This is a genomic window from Streptomyces sp. NBC_00078 (assembly GCF_026343335.1).
GTDB lineage: Bacteria > Actinomycetota > Actinomycetes > Streptomycetales > Streptomycetaceae > Streptomyces.
On sequence record NZ_JAPELX010000001.1, the window covers coordinates 4,120,945 to 4,140,115 of the forward strand.

17 protein-coding genes and 1 riboswitch are annotated in these 19,171 nt (G+C 70.3%); of the genes, 8 read left to right on the forward strand and 9 right to left on the reverse strand.

Going from position 1 to position 19,171, the window contains the following annotated elements; translation table 11 throughout:
- Positions 1-267: 267 nt before the first annotated feature.
- Genes OOK07_RS19180 through OOK07_RS19190 form a run of 3 tightly spaced genes read left to right on the forward strand, consistent with a single transcriptional unit; the run spans position 268 to position 2,407 of the window.
- Positions 268-1,086, forward strand: coding sequence for a hypothetical protein (locus OOK07_RS19180; protein ID WP_266797633.1), 819 nt, complete (start codon positions 268-270; stop codon positions 1,084-1,086).
- A 59-nt stretch (positions 1,087-1,145) separates the two neighbouring features.
- The gene (locus OOK07_RS19185) at positions 1,146-1,817 is read left to right on the forward strand and encodes a Uma2 family endonuclease (RefSeq protein ID WP_266797635.1); all 672 of its coding nucleotides are present in this window, start codon (positions 1,146-1,148) and stop codon (positions 1,815-1,817) included.
- Between the two features lie 20 nt (positions 1,818-1,837).
- Positions 1,838-2,407, forward strand: coding sequence for a hypothetical protein (locus OOK07_RS19190; RefSeq protein ID WP_266681955.1), 570 nt, complete (start codon positions 1,838-1,840; stop codon positions 2,405-2,407).
- A gap of 24 nt (positions 2,408-2,431) precedes the next feature.
- On the opposite strand, the gene OOK07_RS19195 is transcribed toward OOK07_RS19190, so the two are convergent.
- The 6 genes from OOK07_RS19195 to thrC all read right to left on the reverse strand — a co-directional run bounded on the left by OOK07_RS19195 (position 2,432) and on the right by thrC (position 10,283).
- Complete coding sequence (locus OOK07_RS19195) at positions 2,432-3,946, reverse strand: carboxylesterase/lipase family protein (protein ID WP_266797636.1); 1,515 nt, start codon at positions 3,944-3,946, stop codon at positions 2,432-2,434.
- Between the two features lie 497 nt (positions 3,947-4,443).
- Positions 4,444-5,559 (reverse strand): NADH:flavin oxidoreductase, encoded by a 1,116-nt coding sequence (locus tag OOK07_RS19200; protein ID WP_266797638.1) that lies wholly within the window; start codon positions 5,557-5,559, stop codon positions 4,444-4,446.
- Positions 5,560-5,947: 388 nt separating this feature from the next.
- Positions 5,948-7,570 (reverse strand): chaperonin GroEL, encoded by a 1,623-nt coding sequence (gene groL / locus OOK07_RS19205; RefSeq protein WP_266797639.1) that lies wholly within the window; start codon positions 7,568-7,570, stop codon positions 5,948-5,950.
- Between the two features lie 381 nt (positions 7,571-7,951).
- Entirely contained in the window at positions 7,952-8,158 is a 207-nt protein-coding gene (locus OOK07_RS19210) for a cold-shock protein (RefSeq protein WP_016436693.1), read from the reverse strand.
- A 452-nt stretch (positions 8,159-8,610) separates the two neighbouring features.
- Complete coding sequence (locus OOK07_RS19215) at positions 8,611-8,886, reverse strand: MoaD/ThiS family protein (RefSeq protein ID WP_266681963.1); 276 nt, start codon at positions 8,884-8,886, stop codon at positions 8,611-8,613.
- A gap of 113 nt (positions 8,887-8,999) precedes the next feature.
- Positions 9,000-10,283, reverse strand: coding sequence for a threonine synthase (thrC, locus tag OOK07_RS19220; RefSeq protein ID WP_266797640.1), 1,284 nt, complete (start codon positions 10,281-10,283; stop codon positions 9,000-9,002).
- Between the two features lie 18 nt (positions 10,284-10,301).
- Positions 10,302-10,457, reverse strand: a riboswitch (SAM riboswitch).
- 169 nt (positions 10,458-10,626) lie between these two features.
- On the opposite strand from thrC, the gene OOK07_RS19225 reads away from it, so the two are divergent.
- Positions 10,627-11,571, forward strand: a complete 945-nt coding sequence (locus OOK07_RS19225) for a glucosyl-3-phosphoglycerate synthase (protein ID WP_266681967.1) — start codon at positions 10,627-10,629, stop codon at positions 11,569-11,571.
- Positions 11,572-11,657: 86 nt separating this feature from the next.
- On the forward strand, positions 11,658-13,046 hold the full coding sequence (locus tag OOK07_RS19230; RefSeq protein ID WP_266681969.1) for an alpha,alpha-trehalose-phosphate synthase (UDP-forming): 1,389 nt from the start codon (positions 11,658-11,660) through the stop codon (positions 13,044-13,046).
- A 55-nt stretch (positions 13,047-13,101) separates the two neighbouring features.
- Here OOK07_RS19230 and otsB read toward each other — a convergent pair whose 3' ends face one another.
- The 3 genes from otsB to OOK07_RS19245 all read right to left on the reverse strand — a co-directional run bounded on the left by otsB (position 13,102) and on the right by OOK07_RS19245 (position 15,683).
- Positions 13,102-13,986, reverse strand: a complete 885-nt coding sequence (gene otsB, locus OOK07_RS19235) for a trehalose-phosphatase (RefSeq protein WP_266797641.1) — start codon at positions 13,984-13,986, stop codon at positions 13,102-13,104.
- A gap of 70 nt (positions 13,987-14,056) precedes the next feature.
- The gene (locus OOK07_RS19240; RefSeq protein WP_266681973.1) at positions 14,057-14,290 is read right to left on the reverse strand and encodes a DUF3263 domain-containing protein; all 234 of its coding nucleotides are present in this window, start codon (positions 14,288-14,290) and stop codon (positions 14,057-14,059) included.
- A 127-nt stretch (positions 14,291-14,417) separates the two neighbouring features.
- Positions 14,418-15,683: an ABC transporter substrate-binding protein gene (locus OOK07_RS19245; RefSeq protein WP_524540320.1), complete on the reverse strand. Its 1,266-nt coding sequence runs from the start codon at positions 15,681-15,683 to the stop codon at positions 14,418-14,420.
- 111 nt (positions 15,684-15,794) lie between these two features.
- On the opposite strand from OOK07_RS19245, the gene OOK07_RS19250 reads away from it, so the two are divergent.
- The 3 genes from OOK07_RS19250 (at position 15,795) to OOK07_RS19260 (ending at position 19,127) form a co-directional block, all read left to right on the forward strand.
- Positions 15,795-16,793, forward strand: a complete 999-nt coding sequence (locus tag OOK07_RS19250) for an ROK family protein (protein WP_266681975.1) — start codon at positions 15,795-15,797, stop codon at positions 16,791-16,793.
- A 104-nt stretch (positions 16,794-16,897) separates the two neighbouring features.
- A complete protein-coding gene (gene nagA, locus OOK07_RS19255; RefSeq protein WP_266801979.1) occupies positions 16,898-18,031 on the forward strand; it encodes an N-acetylglucosamine-6-phosphate deacetylase in 1,134 nt (377 codons plus the stop codon).
- A gap of 151 nt (positions 18,032-18,182) precedes the next feature.
- On the forward strand, positions 18,183-19,127 hold the full coding sequence (locus OOK07_RS19260; protein ID WP_266797642.1) for a 1-phosphofructokinase family hexose kinase: 945 nt from the start codon (positions 18,183-18,185) through the stop codon (positions 19,125-19,127).
- The last annotated feature ends 44 nt before the right edge of the window (positions 19,128-19,171 follow it).

Below are 19,171 nucleotides of genomic sequence, written 5' to 3' on the forward strand. Positions count from 1 at the left end.
CGAAGCTCAAGCCACCAGCTCCGAGCCCTCTTTGCATGGAATGGGTGGAGGGTCTCAACCCACCCTCCCACCCTGCGAGTTGACGTGACGCGTTCGGCTTGCCACACACAGTGACGATCGTCTAGCGTGCCCGCATAACGAACAGCCCCCGCCAGGTGCTACCAACACCTGCGGGGGCTTGACCTACAAGATCGAATGAGAGTCGATCCCATGGCTACCGCCAAGCTTAGTACTGCCTCCCTTCCCGCGCACGCGTCCCCGCACCCGATGGCCAACCCGGGTTACGGCAAGCGCTCCGCCCCGGACCAACTCCGCCGCACCGCCCACGACTTCGCCCACCTCCCACCCCGCGAAGCCGCCATCGCCGCCTACCTCGACCGTCTCCCCGACGGCGCCGACATCTCCGTAAAGACGCTGGCCAAGACGCTGCCGTACGGACAGTGCGCTCTCCGCACCGCCCTCAACAACCTCCAGCGGGCAGGGCACTTGCGCCGGGGCCGCGAACGCCTGACGGACTCGAAGAGCCCTCGCTGGATCACCCGATCGTGGTTCACCCGCACGGCGCGCGACGACGGCTGGTGGGCGACGTTCACCCGCGGCGACGTACCGGAGCAGCCACCAGAACGAGCCCGTCCCACCCGCTCCCGCGCCCACATCCTGCTCGCCGCCCTCGGCCGCACGGCCCCCGCCCTGTCGCTCTCCGAGGCCGACTGCGCGACGCTCGCTCCGCTGGTGACGGACTGGTTCGCCCGAGGGGCCACGGACGAGGCCGTCGTCCTCGCCCTGACCTCCGGCCTGCCGACGCCGGTCCACCACCCGGCGTCACTGGTCCGCGCCCGCCTGACCGGCAAGATCCCACCCGAAGCCGTACGAGAGACCCGCCCGCCCCTCCGCGTCCTGGAGTGCACGAAATGCGGCGCTCCGGGACGTCCGGAGGCCCTGCCGGGCGGCGTGTGCGGCGCCTGCCGGGGCGAACGCGCCCCCCGCCACGCCAACGCGCCGCTCCCCGCCTCCGAGATCCGCACCCGCGCCGCCGGGATCCGCGCCTCAATGACCCGGCAACGACGAGAAAGGGCACCCGTATGACCGCTCCTACGGTCCGACGCCATCACCCCGGGGCACGATGGAAAGGAGGAGGCGAAGCCATGACCCCCAGCACCGCCGAACGCCCGCAGATGCCCATCGAGGACTTCGAGGACCTGGCCAGCGTGGCCCCGGAGAACGTACGCCTCGAATTCGTCGACGGTCGGGTCCGCACCAGGGATCCGCTCAACGTCGAGGACTTCGAGGAACTCGCACGCCGGGCGCCGGAGACCGTCCGGCTTGAGTACATCAACGGAAAACTAGAGGTCAAGGCGATGCCGGACGGCAACCACTGCGAGATCTTCATGTGGCTGATCCGCCAGTGCATGCAGCAGCGCCCCGAGCTGAACCTCGTGCCCGAACGAGGCGTCAAGACCGAGGAATACCGCAAGGGCCGCGCTATCACGGACGGCTTCCTCACGCCCAGGGGCCACCTCAAGGGACACGGCAACTGGTCCGCGGCCGACGGCGCCCTCATGGCCGTAGAGATCACCTCCCACGACCGCGACACCAATCAGCGAGACCGCATCGACAAGCCCGTCGGCTACGCAGCAGTCGATATCCCCGTCTACCTGCTCATCGACCGCGACAACGACACAGTCGTCGTCTACAGCGAGCCCAAGGACAGCCGTTACCAGCAGACCACCTCCTACCCTTGGGGAACCCCCGTTGACCTCCCCTCCCCCGTGAACATCACACTCGACACGGAAGAGCTCAAGGACTACGCCGACTGACCACCCCGAAGGGCCGTCCCATGAACCACGCCCAGCTCACCGCGCTCGGCCGCGCCCTCCGCCTCCTCGGCGAGCACGGCGAGGCCCTCACCGGCGACACCCCCGACGGCAAGCTCCACGAGGTCAAGGCCGACCTGCGCCGTGCCCTGGCCCTGCTGGACGACAGCGTCACCGGCGCCGCGCCCACCACCCGCTGCCCCGAGCACCCGAACGGGCCCGTCGACGAGAACGCCCACGACCTCTGCCTGCTCTGCGAGACACGGCGCCGGGCCGCCCGCCGCGCCGAGTACAACGGCGGCCCGGTGCCCCCGCACACCACCGAGACCGCCCCCTCCCGCTACGGCGTCAGCGCCGACCGCCCCCAGCCCCAGCAGCGCTGGCTGCCCGAGCAGTGGAACGGCCAGGTCTGGCAGCTGTGCGGCACCCCGCGCCGCGACCGGCGCGAGGCCGAGCTGTACATCAACGCATCGCGCCGTGGCCCCCGCCCCGCGATGGCGTACCGGCTCGTGCACGAGTTCACCGACTACGAGGTGCTCCGGGTCTGGGGCACGCCGGTAAAGGTCGACATCGAGCCCCTGGGCAACCTCTAGCCCCCTCCCGGGCCCCTCTCCGTCCTACTTGAGCAGGGGCAGCTCACCGAACTCGTACCCCTCCCACAGCCGCCGTGACGCCTCCTGCGGGTACGGCAGGACCGCGGCCTTCTGCCCCGCGTCCAGCACCTGCACAAGTCGCTCCCCGTCATACGCCGGCCAGCCCGGGTCGCCGGACCTCGCGAACGCCGTCCACGACCTCCGGAAACGGGCCGACAGTTCCTCCGCCTCCGCCGGCACCCCGCTGTCCGCGAACAGCAGCAGCCCCAGGTCCGCATCGAACGTGCCGAACAGCAGCGGGACGTCCAGGCCGTGGCACGCGCCGAGGCCGCCTCCGGCGCCCGGAGCCGGATAGGTCAGTTCGTAGACGTGCGCGCGACCGCCTCCCGCGAGCTGTGCCTCGGCCAGACGCAGGGAGGGCATGGTGAACAGCCAGTCGGTCTGGACGCGTTCGAACAGCTCTCCCGGTGTGGCCTGCGGGAAGGCCGCGCGATACGACCGCTCCCCGTCCGGCCCCGGCCCGAACGTCCGCAGCGCCCAGGCCGCCTGCTCCTCCCCGATCGAGCCCAGCAGCCCTCCGAGGACGAGAAACAGCCGGAACTCGTCCCGGTTGTGACCGACGAGGAGGTCGACGTCCCGCCCCGCGCCCGCCCGCAGCGCCTCCCAGGGGGTGGACGGCAGCACCTCGCCGTCGACGACCGGGGAGAAGGGCGTGGCCGTGGGAGCGACCCGCCCCCACCGGTCCTCGTAGGTCCGCATCCTCGTGCTCAACGCCTCGCCCGCGGCGGTCAGTTGACGCGGGTCGACGGTGGCGAGGTCGGCCACCGTCGGGCGCAGGCCGGCCTCCTGCGCGATCGCGGCCGCGATGTCGCGCGCCAACTCGTCGGAGAAGTAGGTAGCCGGCACACTCTGCGCGACAGCACGCCGGAAGAGCCCCCGCGCGCTCGGCATCGCCAGCAGCGACGCCACCGACCCCGCGCCGGCCGACTCACCGAAGACGGTGACCTGCCCGGGGTCGCCGCCGAACGCCGTGATGTTCTCCCGTACCCATTCCAGGGCGGCCACCTGGTCGAGCAGGCCGCGATTGGCGGGCGCACCGTCGATGCGGGCGAACCCCTCGATGCCCACCCGGTAGTTGAAGGTGACCACGACCACGTCGCCGTCACGCGCGATGCGCTGGGCGTCGTAGCCGGGGCTGCCGGCGTGGCCGAGCTTGTACGCACCGCCGTAGATCCACACCATCACCGGACGCCGGGCGCCCGAATCCGCGTCCGGACTCCACACGTTGACGGTCAGCCAGTCGTCACTCCCGGACCCGTCGACCCCACCCCTGCGGCCCTGGATACCGGCCTCCTGCGGGGGCGGCGGACCGAAGGCGTACGCCTCCCTGGTCCCTTCCCAGGCCCGCACCGGACGCGGCGCCCCGAACCGCCCCTCCCCGACCGGCGGTTCAGCGAACGGCACACCGCGAAACACCGCCAGCCCACCCTCCAAACGCCCCCGCACCACACCGGAGGCGGTACGCACGACTGTCCCCATCGCCGAACTCCCCTACTCTCGCCAGCCCACCCGTCGCCACACTCCAGCCCGGCGGGCGCCACCCTCCAACCCGCCCGGCGTCACACTCCAACCCGCCCGGCGGGCGTCACGCTTCAACCTGGCTGGCGCCACACTCCAACCCGCCCGGCGGGCGTCACGCTTCAACCCGGCTGGCGCCGCGCTTCAACCCTCCCGGCGGGCGTCACGCTTCAACCCGCCCGTCGCCACACTCCAGCCCGGCGGGCGCCACCCTCCAACCCGCCCGGCGTCACACTCCAACCCGCCCGGCGGGCGTCACGCTTCAACCCGGCTGGCGCCACACTCCACCCCGGCCGGCGCCACACTCCCACCCGCCCGGCGTCACCCTCCAGCCCGTCCGGCGTTTGAGGACGATCTTTTTCAGCCCGTCCGGCGTTTGAGGACGAGGCCGAAGGCCGACGGGGGTCTGGGGGCGCAGCCCCCGGGACGCGCACCCCCACCCACCCGCACCCGAAATCTCAGCTGAGCGAGCGCAGCGCAACCGCATCGTAGGGCCGAAGCTCCTCCCCCCGCCCCGCGAGGACCTTCGCCGCCCACTCCGGATCCTGAAGCAGCGCCCGGCCCACGGCAACGAGGTCGTACTCCTCCCGCTTTAGCCCGTCCAGAAGGTCGTCGATCCCCCGGACCGGCGAACCCTCACCCGCGAAGGCCCGGATGAAGTCACCGTCGAGCCCCACCGAGCCGACCGTGATCGCGGTCTTGCCCGTCAGCTTCTTCGTCCAGCCGGCCAGGTTGAGGTCCGAGCCCTCGAACTCGGGCTGCCAGTAACGGCGCGTGGACGCGTGGAACGCGTCGACACCCGCGGCGGCCAGCGGCGTGAGGATGGCCTCCAGCTCCTCCGGCGTCTCGGCGAGCCGAGCGTCGTACGCCTCCTGCTTCCACTGCGAGTACCGGAAGAGGATCGGGAACTCGGGCGAGACCGCCTCCCGGACCGCCGCCACGATCTCGGCGGCGAACGTCGTACGGGCGACAGGGTCACCGCCGTACGCGTCCGTACGACGGTTGGTGCCGGCCCACAGGAACTGGTCGAGGAGGTAGCCGTGGGCGCCGTGGAGCTCCACGCCGTCGAAGCCGATGCGCTCGGCGGCGGCCGCGGACTCGGCGAACGCGCCGATGACGGCGTCGATGTCGGCCTGGGTCATGGGGGTCGCGCCCTCGGCGCCGTTGACGCGCAGGCCGGAGGGGCCGTGCGAAGGGGCGTCCGGGTAGGGGGCCTCGCCCTGGTTGCGGACCGTGCCGATGTGCCACAGCTGCGGCACGATCGTGCCGCCCGCCGCGTGCACCGCCTCGGCCACCTTCGCCCAGCCCGCCAGCTGCTCCTCGCCGTGGAAGCGCGGGACGCTGTCGCTCTGCCCGGCCGAGTCGTGGCCGACGTATGTGCCCTCGGTGACGATCAGGCCGACGCCCGCGGCGGCACGGCGGGAGTAGTACGACGCCACGTCCTCGCCGGGAATGCCACCCGGGGAGAACATGCGCGTCATCGGCGCCATCACTATGCGGTTGGGGACGGTCAGGCCGTTGATCGTGGTGGGCCGGGAGAGGATCTCGGCGGCGCGGGACGTGGCGACGGTCACGTGGAGGGCTCCTGGTTCAGGGCTGTGCCAACAGAAAGGTATGTGCACACGCATTGTTGCACCTCCTGAACTAACCACCTATGCGCTGCCTCACATTCCCGGCCCCGACCGGACCAGACGAGACGGACCGGACCGGCCCAGACGAGACGGACCGGACCGGCCCAGACGAGACGGGACCAGACGAGACCAGGCCGGACAGGACAGGACCGGGACGGGACCGGACAGCACATGACCGGACCGGATCGGACCGGACAGGACATGCCCGGGACGGGACCGCAAGCACCCGCCCGATCCCGCACACGCCAGAGGGCGGCACCCCCTGCCGGAGCAGGAAGTACCGCCCTCCGTAAGGACGTTGATCAACCGGAGGCCGAAGCCCCGAGGCCGATCAGAAGTCCATGTCACCGCCCGGCATGCCGCCGCCGGCAGGCGCGGCGGCCTTCTCCGGCTTGTCGGCGATGACGGCCTCGGTGGTGAGGAAGAGCGCGGCGATGGAGGCGGCGTTCTGCAGGGCAGAGCGCGTGACCTTCGCCGGGTCGATGATGCCTTCCTTGATCAGGTCGACGTACTCGCCGGTCGCGGCGTTCAGGCCGTGGCCCGGGGTCAGGTTGCGCACCTTCTCCACCACGACACCGCCCTCGAGGCCGGCGTTGACGGCGATCTGCTTCAGCGGGGCCTCAAGCGCGATGCGCACGGCGTTGGCGCCGGTCGCCTCGTCACCTTCGAGGTCCAGCTTCTCGAAGACGCTGGACGCCTGGATGAGCGCGACGCCACCACCGGCGACGATGCCCTCCTCGACGGCGGCCTTGGCGTTGCGGACGGCGTCCTCGATGCGGTGCTTGCGCTCCTTGAGCTCCACCTCGGTGGCGGCACCGGCCTTGATGACCGCGACACCGCCGGCGAGCTTCGCCAGGCGCTCCTGCAGCTTCTCGCGGTCGTAGTCCGAGTCGCTGTTCTCGATCTCGGCGCGGATCTGGTTGACCCGGCCCTGCACCTGCTCCGTGGAGCCGGCGCCGTCGACGATGGTGGTCTCGTCCTTGGTGATGACCACCTTGCGGGCGCGGCCCAGCAGGTCGAGGGAGGTGTTCTCGAGCTTGAGACCGACCTCCTCGGAGATGACCTCGCCACCGGTGAGGATGGCGATGTCGTTCAGCATCGCCTTGCGGCGGTCACCGAAGCCCGGGGCCTTGACGGCGACGGACTTGAAGGTGCCGCGGATCTTGTTGACGACCAGGGTCGACAGGGCCTCGCCCTCGACGTCCTCGGCGATGATCAGCAGCGGCTTGCCCGACTGCATGACCTTCTCCAGGAGCGGGAGCAGGTCCTTGACGGAGCCGATCTTGGAGTTGGCGATCAGGATGTACGGGTCGTCGAGCGACGACTCCATACGCTCCATGTCGGTGGCGAAGTACGCCGAGATGTAGCCCTTGTCGAAGCGCATACCCTCGGTGAGCTCCAGCTCCAGACCGAAGGTCTGGGACTCCTCGACGGTGATGACGCCTTCCTTGCCGACCTTGTCCATCGCCTCGGCGATGAGCTCGCCGATCTGGGTGTCGGCGGCGGAGATGGAGGCCGTCGAAGCGATCTGCTCCTTGGTCTCCACGTCCTTGGCCTGCTCAAGGAGGGCACCGGAGACGGCCTCGACGGCCTTCTCGATACCGCGCTTGAGGGCCATCGGGTTGGCGCCGGCGGCTACGTTGCGAAGGCCTTCCTTGACGAGGGCCTGGGCGAGAACGGTCGCGGTGGTCGTACCGTCACCGGCGACGTCGTCCGTCTTCTTGGCGACTTCCTTGACCAGCTCGGCGCCGATCTTCTCGTACGGGTCCTCGAGCTCGATCTCCTTGGCGATGGAGACACCATCGTTGGTGATCGTGGGGGCGCCCCACTTCTTCTCGAGGACGACGTTGCGGCCCTTGGGGCCGAGCGTCACCTTCACGGCGTCCGCGAGCTGGTTCATGCCGCGCTCGAGGCCGCGCCGCGCCTCCTCGTCGAACGCGATGATCTTGGCCATGTGAAGTGGTCCCTCCAGGACTGGGGGTGATTCCTTCGGACCGCGCCCGCGCCCGCGACGGACGGCTCGCCGGCCTTGTGGTTCCTTGCCCCACCCGGCCTGCGGGCCTCACCGACCCGGTCCTTCGTTGTCACTCTCACCTTCAGAGTGCTAACGCAATGATTAGCACTCGCCCCCGTCGAGTGCAAGGTGCGCCCGCGAAGCGGGCCCCTTGGGAGTGGTGCTCGGGCGACGGGCGGGCGCAGGCACCTGCCGGGGATCGGGCAGGTGACCGCGGGGCCCCGGCCCGGGTCCTCCGGGCATGCCGAAGGGCCCGCACCCTGAGGCGCGGGCCCTTCGATCAAGAAAGAAGAACGTCGCTGCAGTAACCCGGCGCGTGCTTCAGCCGGCCGCCAGCCGGACCATGTCCGCCTGCGGCCCCTTCTGGCCTTGCGAGATCTCGAAATCGACCCGCTGACCCTCTTCCAGGGTGCGGTAGCCGTCCATCTGAATCGCACTGTAGTGGACGAAAACATCCGCACCACCGTCGACCGCGATGAAGCCGTACCCCTTCTCCGCGTTGAACCACTTGACGGTGCCCTGAGCCATGCCTAACTCCCCTATTACTGGCCCTTGCACAGATCCACACTTCGCGGATCCGGGTCAGACCTCACCCCCCACGGTTGGGGGCGTGCGCCGGAACGCGTCGACCGCGGCCGAATGTATCTGTCCAACTGCCGTCTGCAACAGGTCAATCGGACGAGAAATCCGGGCACGACTGGTCGGGAATTTACTGAGAATTCACCCGAATTCAGGGCAAGTCGGGCCCCACAAAAGGAGCATAAGACGCAAAGAACCTGCACACTTTGGCTGTTTCTTGGTGCCTGGAAAGAGAGAACTCATATGCATCCGGCATAACGAGCCAAGCGGGTTCCCCAACTGTACCGTGCTCAACCATGCAGAATTGCCCCCTCCGTTTCTCTCACGGAGGGGGCAATTCGTTGAACTCTCGGTAACCGATATTACCGACGGTAATAATCGGGTCGTTCGACCTGTTTGAGTCAGCCTCCGGCGACGGCCGGGATGATCGAGACACCGGCACCGTCCGGGGTCGCCGTCTCCAGCCCCTGCTCGAAGCGCACGTCGTCGTCGTTCACGTACACGTTGACGAAGCGGCGCAGCTTGCCCTGGTCGTCGAGAACGCGCGCGGCGATACCCGTGTGCTTCTTCTCCAGGTCGGCGATGACCTCGCCGAGGGTGCCCCCTTCGGCGGCGACCTCGGCCTGGCCCCCGGTGTAGGTGCGCAGGATGGTGGGGATGCGGACGGAAACGCTCATGTTCAAACCTCCGGTCAGGTACTCGCCCTCAGGGGCGCGGGGCTGTGTTGGATGTGCCGCTGCTGCCGTCGCGTGGGCGCGACCAGCCCCCAGCGGCCCGCAGACAAGAACAGCTACACGAGCCCAGCGTCGCGGAACGACTCCAGGTTGGGACGAATCGTCGCGGTCAGCCCCGTGCCGGCCACCGCGTCCAGCGTCTTGAGGCCGTCACCGGTGTTCAGGACGACCGTCGTCAGGGCCGGGTCCAGCAGACCGTTCTCGATCAGCTTCTTCGTCACACCGACGGTCACCCCGCCGGCGGTCTCCGCGAAGATGCCCTCGGTCTGGGCGAGCAGCCGGATCGCGTCGACGACCTGCTCGTCGTTGACGTCCTCCACCGCACCGCCGGTGCGGCGGGCGATGTCGAGAACGTAGGGGCCGTCCGCCGGGTTGCCGATCGCCAGGGACTTGGCGATGGTGTTCGGCTTCTGCGGCCGCACGACGTCGTGGCCCGCCTTGTACGCGACCGACACCGGCGAGCAGCCCTCGGCCTGCGCACCGAAGATCTTGTACGGCTTGTCCTCGACGAGCCCGAGCCTGATCAGTTCCTGCAGACCCTTGTCGATCTTCGTGAGCTGGGAGCCGGAGGCGATCGGGACGACCAGCTGGTCCGGGAGCTGCCAGCCGAGCTGCTCGCAGATCTCGTACGCCAGGGTCTTGGAGCCCTCGGCGTAGTACGGCCGCAGGTTGACGTTGACGAAGCCCCAGCCCTCGCCGGCCGGGTCGCCGATCAGCTCGGAGCAGAAGCGGTTCACGTCGTCGTAGTTGCCCTCGATGCCGACGAGCTCGCCGCCGTAGACCGCGGCCATGACGACCTTGCCCTGCTCCAGGTCGTGCGGGATGAAGACGCAGGAGCGGAAGCCGGCGCGGGCGGCGGCGGCACCCACCGCACCGGCGAGGTTGCCGGTGGAGGAGCAGGAGAGGGTGGTGAAGCCGAAGGCGCGCGCGGCCTCGATGGCCTGCGCGACGACGCGGTCCTTGAAGGAGTGCGTCGGGTTGCCGGAGTCGTCCTTCACGAAGAGCTTGCCGGCGTCGACGCCCAGCTCACGCGCCAGGTTGTCGGCCTTGACGAGCTTGGTCCAGCCGGGGTTGATGTTCGGCTTGTCCGCCACGTCCGCGGGGACGGGCAGCAGCGGCGCATAGCGCCAGATGTTCGCGGGACCCGCCTCGATCTGCTTGCGGAGCTCCTCGGTGTCGTAGGCCGAGAAGTCGTACGCGATCTCGAGCGGGCCGAAACACTCCTCGCAGGCGAAGACCGGACCGAGGGGTACGCGGTGACCGCACTCTCGGCATGAGAGAGCCGCGGCGGGACCCAGATCGACGGTGTTCGTGGTGCTTGCAACAGTCTGCGCAGCCATGTGAGGCGAGGCCCTTTCTCCTCATCTTCCTCACGACGCATCTCGTCGTGAGACGGATTTGGCACCTTCCCTAGCCGGGAGCCTCGCGGAATGATCAACATCGATCTACGAGAACCGACTGGAGGGTTGCCGGGGCTTCATCGGGCCGTATCCCTCTGCCCCTCTGGATGAGCGGTATGTAGTTGTTGAACTCGTGAACACGGGACGACCCCCGACATGCGATGGTCATCAGCGTTGTTCAAGACTGTAACCGAAGGCCAGGACACTTGAGATAGCCGTCCGATGCGCGAGATGGATCACCCAGAATCCACGCTCGCCGAGAGAACGCGAAGGAGCCGCCTACGTGCTGGAAGAAGTCGAGCGCTGGCTGAGCACCCGCTCCTGGTCCCTCACCGATCGCCCGCTGCACCAGATTCTCGCCGCGAAACAGCGCACGGGCCAGTCGGTCAGTGTCGTGCTGCCCGCGCTCAACGAGGAGGAGACGGTCGGCGACATCGTCGCGGTCATCCGTCACGACCTCATGCAGCAGGTCCCGCTCGTCGACGAGATCGTGGTCGTCGACTCCGGGTCCACCGACCGCACCTCCGAGGTCGCCGCGGCGGCCGGGGCCAGGGTCGTGCACCGCGACGACATCCTGCCCCGCCTCCCGGCCGTCCCCGGCAAGGGTGAGGTGCTGTGGCGTTCGCTGCTCGTCACGAGCGGGGACATCGTCTGCTTCATCGACGCCGACCTGAAGGAGTTCTCCTCCGACTTCGTCTACGGGATCGTCGGCCCGCTGCTCACCCACCCCGGGATCGACCTGGTCAAGGGCATGTACGACCGCCCTCTGGGAGGCGCGGCAGGCCAGGGCGGCCGGGTCACCGAACTCATGGCGCGCCCGCTGCTGAACATGCACTGGCCGCAGCTGGCCGGCTTCGTGCAGCCGCTCGGCGGCGAGTACGCGGCCCGCCGCAGCCTGCTGGAACAGCTCCCCTTCCCCGTCGGGTACGGCGTCGAGCTGGGCATGCTGATCGACGCCCTGCATCTGGTGGGCCTCGACGCGCTCGCCCAGGTGGATGTCGGTGTGCGCAAGCACCGGCACCAGGACGGGCAGGCGCTCGGCAGGATGTCCGCCGCGATCTACCGCACGGCCCAGCTGCGACTGGCCCGCGGTCACCTGATCCGGCCGTCGTTGACCCAGTTCGAGCGGGGCGAGGACGGTTTCGAGCCGCGCACCTACTCCGTGGACACGGAGGAACGGCCGCCGATGCTGGAGATCGCCGAGTACGCGACGCGCAAGGTCGCCTGACGGATGCCTGTCACGGGGCGTATACGGTCCGCTCCGAACCACGACCAAACGTTTGAGCGTTTCCGGGCCGGGCTAGGTTGAGGTCTATGGCTTCCACGCAGGGCGCTGCTCATCAGGTTCTGGTCGCCTCCAACCGCGGCCCGGTCTCGTACGAAGTGCGGGAGGACGGCTCGCTGCTCGCCAAGCGCGGCGGCGGCGGGCTGGTCTCCGGTCTGTCCGCGATCGGGCCGGACGCGGACGCCCTGTGGGTGTGCTCGGCGCTGACCGACGGCGACCGGGAGGCGGTACGGCGCGGGGAGGGCGAGGCCGGCGTGCGGATGCTCGCCGTCCCGGCTGACGTGCACGCCGACGCGTACAACGGCATCGCGAACTCGGTCCTCTGGTTCGTCCACCACATGCTGTACCAGACCCCGCTGGAGCCGGTCTTCGACGCGGAGTTCCGGCGGCAGTGGGCCTCGTACGAGACCTACAACCGGGCCTTCGCCGAGGCACTGGCCCAGGAGGCGGCCGAGGGGGCCGCGGTCCTCGTGCAGGACTATCACCTGTGTCTGGTGCCGGGGATGCTGCGTCAACTGCGGCCGGACCTCAGGATCGGACACTTCTCGCACACGCCGTGGGCTCCGGTGGACTACTTCCGGATGCTGCCGGACGACATCGCCGAGCAGCTACTGCGCGGCATGCTTGGCGCCGACCGGCTGGGTTTCCTGACCCGGCGCTGGGCGGAGGCGTTCACGGCGTGTACGGAACTGGTGGGCGGGCTCGGCGGTACGCGGATCGGGGTGCACGGGCTGGGCGCGGACGCCGACTTCCTGCGGCAGCGGTCGCACGAGGCGGACGTCGACGAACGGATGGCCGCGCTGCGGGCGCAGATCGGTGCGGGCCGCAAGGCGATCGTGCGGGTCGACCGCACCGAACTGTCGAAGAACATCGTGCGCGGGCTGCTGGCCTACCGGCACCTCCTCGACGTCCGTCCCGAGTGGCGCGAGCGGGTGGTGCATGTCGCCTTCGCGTACCCCTCCCGCCAGGACCTGGCGGTCTACCGGGACTACACGGCCGACGTGCAGCGCCTGGCGGACGAGATCAACTCCCACTACGGCACGCCCGGTTGGACCCCGGTGGTGCTGCACGTCGAGGACGACTTCGCGCGCTCCCTGGCCGCCTACCGACTGGCGGACGTGGCCCTCGTCAACCCGGTCCGCGACGGCATGAACCTGGTCGCCAAGGAGATGCCGGTCGTCTCGGACGAGGGCTGCACGCTGGTGCTGTCGCGGGAGGCGGGGGCCCACGAGGAGCTGGCCGAGGACGCGCTGACGGTGAACCCGTACGACGTGATCGGCACGGCGGACGCCCTGCACGCCGCGTTGTGCCTGCCGGCGGCTGAGCGGGCCGAGCGGACGAAACGGCTGGCTGCCGCGGCTACGGCGTTGCCGCCTGCCCAGTGGTTTCTTGATCAGCTGGAGGCCTTGCGGGGCTGAGCTCCGGGGGCTGCCGCCCCCAGACCCCCGCTTTCGGCCTGAAACGGCCTCGTCCTCAAACGCCTGACGGGCTGAAAATTCGGTCCGCCAGTCCGCGCAGCAGTCGTACGACGCCCTGGGGACCGTCGACCACCACGTCCGCCCGTTCCCGCAGCTCCGCCACCTCCTCGCTGCCGCTGCACACCAGCAGGCCGGGGACGCCGTCGGAGCGCAGTTTCTCGACGGCCGCGAAGGCCGGGAGGTCGCCGAGGTCGTCGCCGCCGTAGAGGACCGCGGACGCGCCGATCTCGCGGACGTACTCCAGCAGGGCCACGCCCTTGTCCATGCCCGGCGGGCGCAGTTCCAGGACCAGCCGGCCGGGCTCCACGATCAGGCCGTGGCGGCCGGCGAGGTCGGTGAGGGGTGCGCGCAGCGCCTCGAAGGCGGCCTGGGGGTCGGCGGCGCGGCGGGTGTGGACCGCGACGGCGCGGCCCTTCTCCTCGATCCACGTGCCCTGCCACGCGCCGATACGGTCCAGGAAACCGGGGAGTTCGGCGCGGACGGCGGCGACGCCGGGGTGGGGGGCGGGCGCGCTGACGTTGCCGCTCACCGCGTCCCAGCGTTCGGCGCCGTAGTGGCCGAGGACGACCAGGTGCTCCAGGCCCGCCACGCCCGCGAAGCCGCCGTGCCGTACGGCGACGCCGGCCGGGCGGCCGGTGACCACCGCCACAGAGGCGATCTTCGGGGCGAGGGCGGCGAGCGCGGGCACCGCCTCCGGGTGGGCGCGGGCCTGCTCGGGGTCCGGCACGATCGGGGCGAGGGTGCCGTCGAAGTCGAGGCCGACCACCGTCTTCCCCGGGTGCGCGAGAATCGCGGCCAGCCCGTCGCGGCCCGCCTGTGTGGCGGGCGTCGGCAGGGGGTCCATGGAGTGCGTCGAGTCCGTATCCGTATGGGTGCCCATACGGATGACCTTAACCGCGGACGGCCGGGCTCACCCATGGCTCGCGACAGCGAGGCAGCCGTCGGCGCGGTCAGCGTTCCGCTCGCCGTGTCTCCCGCACCCTGCGCAACCTGTTCACCGTCACCGGGTCGTGGGCGAGCGCCCGCTCGTCGTCCAGCAGGGCGTTCAGCAGCTGGTAGTAGCGGACGGGGGCCAGGCCCAGCTCCTCGCGTATCGCCCGCTCCTTGGCGCCGGGGCCCGGAAAGCCCCGGCGTTCGAGGGCGAGGATGTTCTGCTCGCGGTCGCCCAACGGTTCCTGGTCCATGCCCCGCACGGTAGCCCCCGCCGCTGACAACGCCTGCGCGGCACCGGCGTCTGATCCGCTGCCGGTCCCCCACGAGCCCGCTGCCGGCCGGATGCCGGCTGAATGCCGGCCGGATGCCGGCTCGCTGCTAGTCCGCGTTCTCCGCCCGGGAAGCCGTCGCCTGGAGCTGTGCGAGGGTGGCGGCCGGGTTGCCGCCGGGGGCGACCGCCTGGCCTATGTGCTTCTTGACCGCCGCGGCGACGTCGGCCCAGGAGGTGTTGCCGACCGGGTAGAGCTCGGACAGTGGCAGCTGGTCCAGGAACGGCTTGAGGTCGGCGTCCCGCTTGTCCGTGCTCATGGCCTCGGAGGCGGACGCGGTGGCCGGCAGCAGGTCGTACTCGTGGGAAAAGTCGAGCACGTTCTTCTCGCTGTAGACGAAGTCGAGGAACTTGCCGACCTGTTCCGCGTGGCCGTTCTTCTTGAACGCCATCATCCAGTCGGCGACGCCCATCGCGGTCCTGTGCTGGCCGTCCCTGCCGGGCATCGGCACCATGCCGAACTTCACACCCCGCTTCGCGGCGATCTGCATCAGCGAGGGGTGGCCGTTGAGCATGCCGACGTCCCCCTCCGCGAAGGCGGCGAAGGCGGCGGCACGGTTCAGCCTGCCGGGCGCGACAGGACCGGTCAGACCCTTGTCGACCAGGTCGTCCTTGAGCCAGGTGAAGGTGTCGACGTTCTGCGCGGAGTCGATGCCGTACGTGCCGACGGCGTCGGTGTAGCCACCGCCGCCGCTCAGCAGCCACTGCATCGTCTCGGCCTGCGCCTCCTCCGGGCCGAGCGGCAGCGCGTACGGGTACGTCACGCCCTCGTCCTTGAGCGCCGCGGCGTCGGCGGCCAGCTGCTTCCAGGTCTTCGGCGGGGTGAGGCCGGCCTTCCGGAAGAGGGTCTTGTTGTAGAAGAGCAGGCGCGTGGAGGCGGCGAACGGCATCCCGTACTGCACGCCCTTCACCTGGCCCGCGGTGGCCAGCTGGGAGGCGAGGTCGGCCTGGGTGGTGATGGAGAGCAGGTCGTCGGCCGTGTAGAGCAGGCCCTTGTCGGCGTAGTCGGCGTACGCGCCGATCTGCGCCATGTCGGGCGCCTTGCCGGCGTCGACCAGCTCCTTGACCTTGCGGTCGACGTCGTTCCAGGAGTAGACGCTGACCTCGATCTTCACACCGGAGTGCTTGCTCTCGTACTCCTTCACCAGCCTGTCCCAGTACTTCTGGGAGCTGTTGGCGGCGGAGTCGCCGTAGTCCGCGGCGATCAGCTTCAGGGTGACGTCACCCGAACCGCCGGTGAGGCCGCAGCCGCCGAGGACCGCCGTCATGCCCAGTGCGGACACCGCCGCAATCGTTCCTGTCCTACGCCGCTGCACTGCTTGTGACCTCAACCCTGCTGTCTCGCCGTTCAATTAAAAGGACACGATAGGTCTACACCACGTAAGTGGACTAGACCTCTTGCGGGTCGTGGGGTCACACTGTTCCCCGTGAGACATGTCATCGCCCTCGATGTGGGCGGCACCGGGATGAAGGCGGCGCTGTTCGCCGCCGACACCGTGCTTTCCGGGGGCGGCAACGATCAGCGGCTGCCCCCGCGAGCCCCCGGGCCACCCGTGCTGCTGCATCAGGCGCGCCGGGCGACCGGGCGCGAGCGCGGGCCGGACGCGGTCGTCGAGAGCATCCTCGACTTCGCCGCCGAGCTCAGCGCCCTGGGCGCCGAGCGGTTCGGCGAGCCCGCGTCCGCAGCCGGTGTCGCCGTCCCCGGCATCGTCGACGCCGACCGGGGCATCGCCGCCTACGCTGCCAACCTCGGCTGGCGCGACGTACCCCTGCGCGATCTGCTCGCCACGAAGCTGGGCATCCCCGTGGCCCTCGGCCACGACGTGCGCACCGGCGGCCTGGCCGAGGGCCGGATCGGCGCGGGCAAGGGCGCCGACCGCTTCCTCTTCGTCCCCCTCGGCACCGGAATCGCGGGGGCGATCGGCATCGCGGGCCGGGTGGAGGCGGGCGCGCACGGCTTCGCGGGCGAGATCGGCCACATCGTCGTGCGGCCCGGGGGCGCCCCGTGTCCGTGCGGTCAGGTCGGCTGCCTGGAGCGGTACGCCTCCGCGGCGGCGGTCAGTGCGGCCTGGGCGACGGCTTCGGGAGACCCCGACGCGGACGCCGCCGACTGCGCCAAGGCCGTCGCGTCCGGCGACCCGAACGCCGTTCGGGTCTGGCGGAGCGCGGTGGACGCCCTGGCCGACGGCCTGGTCACCGCACTCACCCTGCTGGACCCGCGCACCCTGATCATCGGCGGCGGCCTCGCGGAGGCGGGGGAGATCTTGTTCACACCGCTGCGGGAGGCCGTCCAGCGGCGGGTCACCTTCCAGAAACTGCCGCAGATTGTTCCAGCGGCCCTGGGCGACACCGCCGGTTGCCTCGGCGCCGGGCTACTGGCCTGGGATCTCCTCACCACCACTGACGGCATGGAGGTAACGGCCTGATGGCAACCCCCCCAGGGGCGCGGGACAGCGCCAACATGCGGCTGCGCCGCGGGGCGCGACCAGCCACACACGACCCGCAGCCCGCGACGGCCGGAACCCCCCTGGTGCTCTCCGGCGCCACCGTGGTTCTCCCCACCGGCACCGTGCCCGACGGCACTCTCACCATCGCCGGCACCCGCATCACCGCCCAAGCCCCGCAGGGCGACGCCCGGTTGATCGACCTCACCGGCCACCACGTGGTGCCCGGCTTCGTGGACATCCACAACCACGGCGGCGGCGGGGCCTCCTTCACCTCGGGCACGGTCGAGGAGATCCTCAAGGGCATCCACACCCACCGGCGGCACGGCACGACCACCCTCGTCGCCTCCACCGTCACCAACGACATGGACTCCCTCGCCCAACGCGCGGGCCTGCTGAGCGAACTCGCCGAGCAGGGCGACATCGCCGGCATCCACTTCGAGGGACCCTTCATCTCGCCGTGCCGCAAGGGTGCCCATTCCGAGGAACTGCTGCGTGACCCGGATCCGGCGGAGGTGCGCAAGCTGATCGACGCGGCGCGCGGCAGCGCCAGGATGGTCACGCTCGCCACCGAACTCCCCGGTGGCCTCGACTCCGTACGCCTCCTCGCCGAACACGGCGTCATCGCGGCGATCGGGCACACCGACGCGACGTACGAGCAGACGGTGGAGGCGATCGACGCGGGCGCCACGGTCGCGACCCACCTGTTCAACGCGATGCCGACCCTCGGTCACCGCACCCCCGGCCCGATCGCCGCCCTGCTTGAGGACGAGCGCATCACCGTCGAGCTGATCAACGACGGTACGCACCTGCACCCCGCCTCCCTCCAGCTGGCGTTCCATCACGCGGGCGCGAACCGGGTCGCCTTCATCACCGACGCGATGGACGCGGCCGGCTTCGGCGACGGCAGGTACATGCTCGGCCCGCTGGAGGTCGAGGTCAGCGAGGGCGTGGCACGGCTGGTGGAGGGCGGCTCGATCGCGGGCTCGACGCTCACCCTGGACCGCGCGTTCAGGCGGGCGGTGACCGTGGACGGGCTGCCGGTCGAGGACGTGGTGACGGCGATCTCGGCCAACCCGGCCAAGCTGCTCGGCATGTACGACAGGACCGGCTCCCTGGAACCCGGCAAGGACGCCGACCTGGTGATCCTTGACCATCAATTCGGCCTCAAGGGCGTGATGCGCCGAGGCGAATGGGTGGTCGATCCCCAACTGGGGTGATCTGTCCGGCTGTTGACGGCGGCGGTTGTCCTGGAGAATGTCCCGGGGACGGTCCTGGAAACCGGGAGGACCGTCGCCGGTTCGGCATGATCACCCTTCCGGACGGACAGACGGCGGCCGGCAGCTGCATTCTCCGGGGGAGGTGGTCCGGGTGATCCTCACGGTCACACTGAACACCGCTCTCGACATCACGTATCGCCTGCCGGCACTCACACCGCACGCCTCCCACCGGGTCACCGAGGTCACGGAACGCCCCGGCGGCAAGGGTCTGAACGTGGCCCGCGTGCTGGCGGCCCTGGGCCACGAGGTGACGGTCACGGGCTTCACGGGCGGCGCCACCGGGCGCGCCGTACAGGAGCAACTCACCGCCGTACCGGGGCTGGTGGACGCCCTGATCCCGGTCACGGGCGCGACCAGGCGCACGATCGCGGTCGTCGACGCCCGATCCGGTGACACGACCCAGCTCAACGAACCGGGCCCCACCATCACACCCGCCGAGTGGACCGCCTTCCAGGAGGCATACGAGGGCCTGCTCGCGCCGGCGTCCGCGGTGGCGCTGTGCGGCAGCCTGCCGCCCGGGGTTCCGGTGGGCGCGTACGCCGGGCTGATACGGACGGCGCGGTCGGCCGGAGTACCCGTCCTCCTCGACACCAGCGGCGAACCCCTGCGCCGCGGGATCGCCGCCCGCCCGGACATCGTCAAGCCGAACACCGACGAACTGGCCGAACTCACCGGCTCCCACGACCCGTTGCGCGGAGCACAGGACGCGCGGCGCCGGGGCGCCCACGCGGTCGTCGCGTCCCTGGGCGCAAAAGGCCTCCTCGCGATCACCCCACAGGGCCGCTGGCGCGCGGTCCCACCGACCCGAATCCACGGCAACCCGACGGGCGCCGGCGACTCGGCGGTCGCGGGCCTGCTGTCGGGGTTGGAGCTACAACTGCCCTGGCCGGAACGGCTGTCTCGGGCGGTGGCACTGGCGGCGGCGACCGTATCGGCGCGGACGGCAGGCGAGTTCGATCCCGCAGCCTACGAGGAACTACTGACTCGGGTCGACACACGGCGGGCAGAGCCGGACACGTCGAAGCCGGACGGATAGACGGAGAGACGGAGAGACGGAGAGACTCTGGCTCGCGGAGGCTC

Bases quoted from the DNA above. Each gene is read 5' to 3' on its own strand.
- OOK07_RS19180 (WP_266797633.1), top strand. From the start codon at position 268: ATGGCCAACCCGGGTTACGGCAAGCGCTCCGCCCCGGACCAACTCCGC.
- OOK07_RS19185 (WP_266797635.1), top strand. From the start codon at position 1,146: ATGACCCCCAGCACCGCCGAACGCCCGCAGATGCCCATCGAGGACTTC.
- OOK07_RS19190 (WP_266681955.1), top strand. From the start codon at position 1,838: ATGAACCACGCCCAGCTCACCGCGCTCGGCCGCGCCCTCCGCCTCCTC.
- OOK07_RS19195 (WP_266797636.1), bottom strand. From the start codon at position 3,946: ATGGGGACAGTCGTGCGTACCGCCTCCGGTGTGGTGCGGGGGCGTTTG.
- groL (WP_266797639.1), bottom strand. From the start codon at position 7,570: ATGGCCAAGATCATCGCGTTCGACGAGGAGGCGCGGCGCGGCCTCGAG.
- OOK07_RS19210 (WP_016436693.1), bottom strand. From the start codon at position 8,158: ATGGCTCAGGGCACCGTCAAGTGGTTCAACGCGGAGAAGGGGTACGGC.
- OOK07_RS19215 (WP_266681963.1), bottom strand. From the start codon at position 8,886: ATGAGCGTTTCCGTCCGCATCCCCACCATCCTGCGCACCTACACCGGG.
- thrC (WP_266797640.1), bottom strand. From the start codon at position 10,283: ATGGCTGCGCAGACTGTTGCAAGCACCACGAACACCGTCGATCTGGGT.
- OOK07_RS19230 (WP_266681969.1), top strand. From the start codon at position 11,658: ATGGCTTCCACGCAGGGCGCTGCTCATCAGGTTCTGGTCGCCTCCAAC.
- otsB (WP_266797641.1), bottom strand. From the start codon at position 13,986: ATGGGCACCCATACGGATACGGACTCGACGCACTCCATGGACCCCCTG.
- OOK07_RS19240 (WP_266681973.1), bottom strand. From the start codon at position 14,290: ATGGACCAGGAACCGTTGGGCGACCGCGAGCAGAACATCCTCGCCCTC.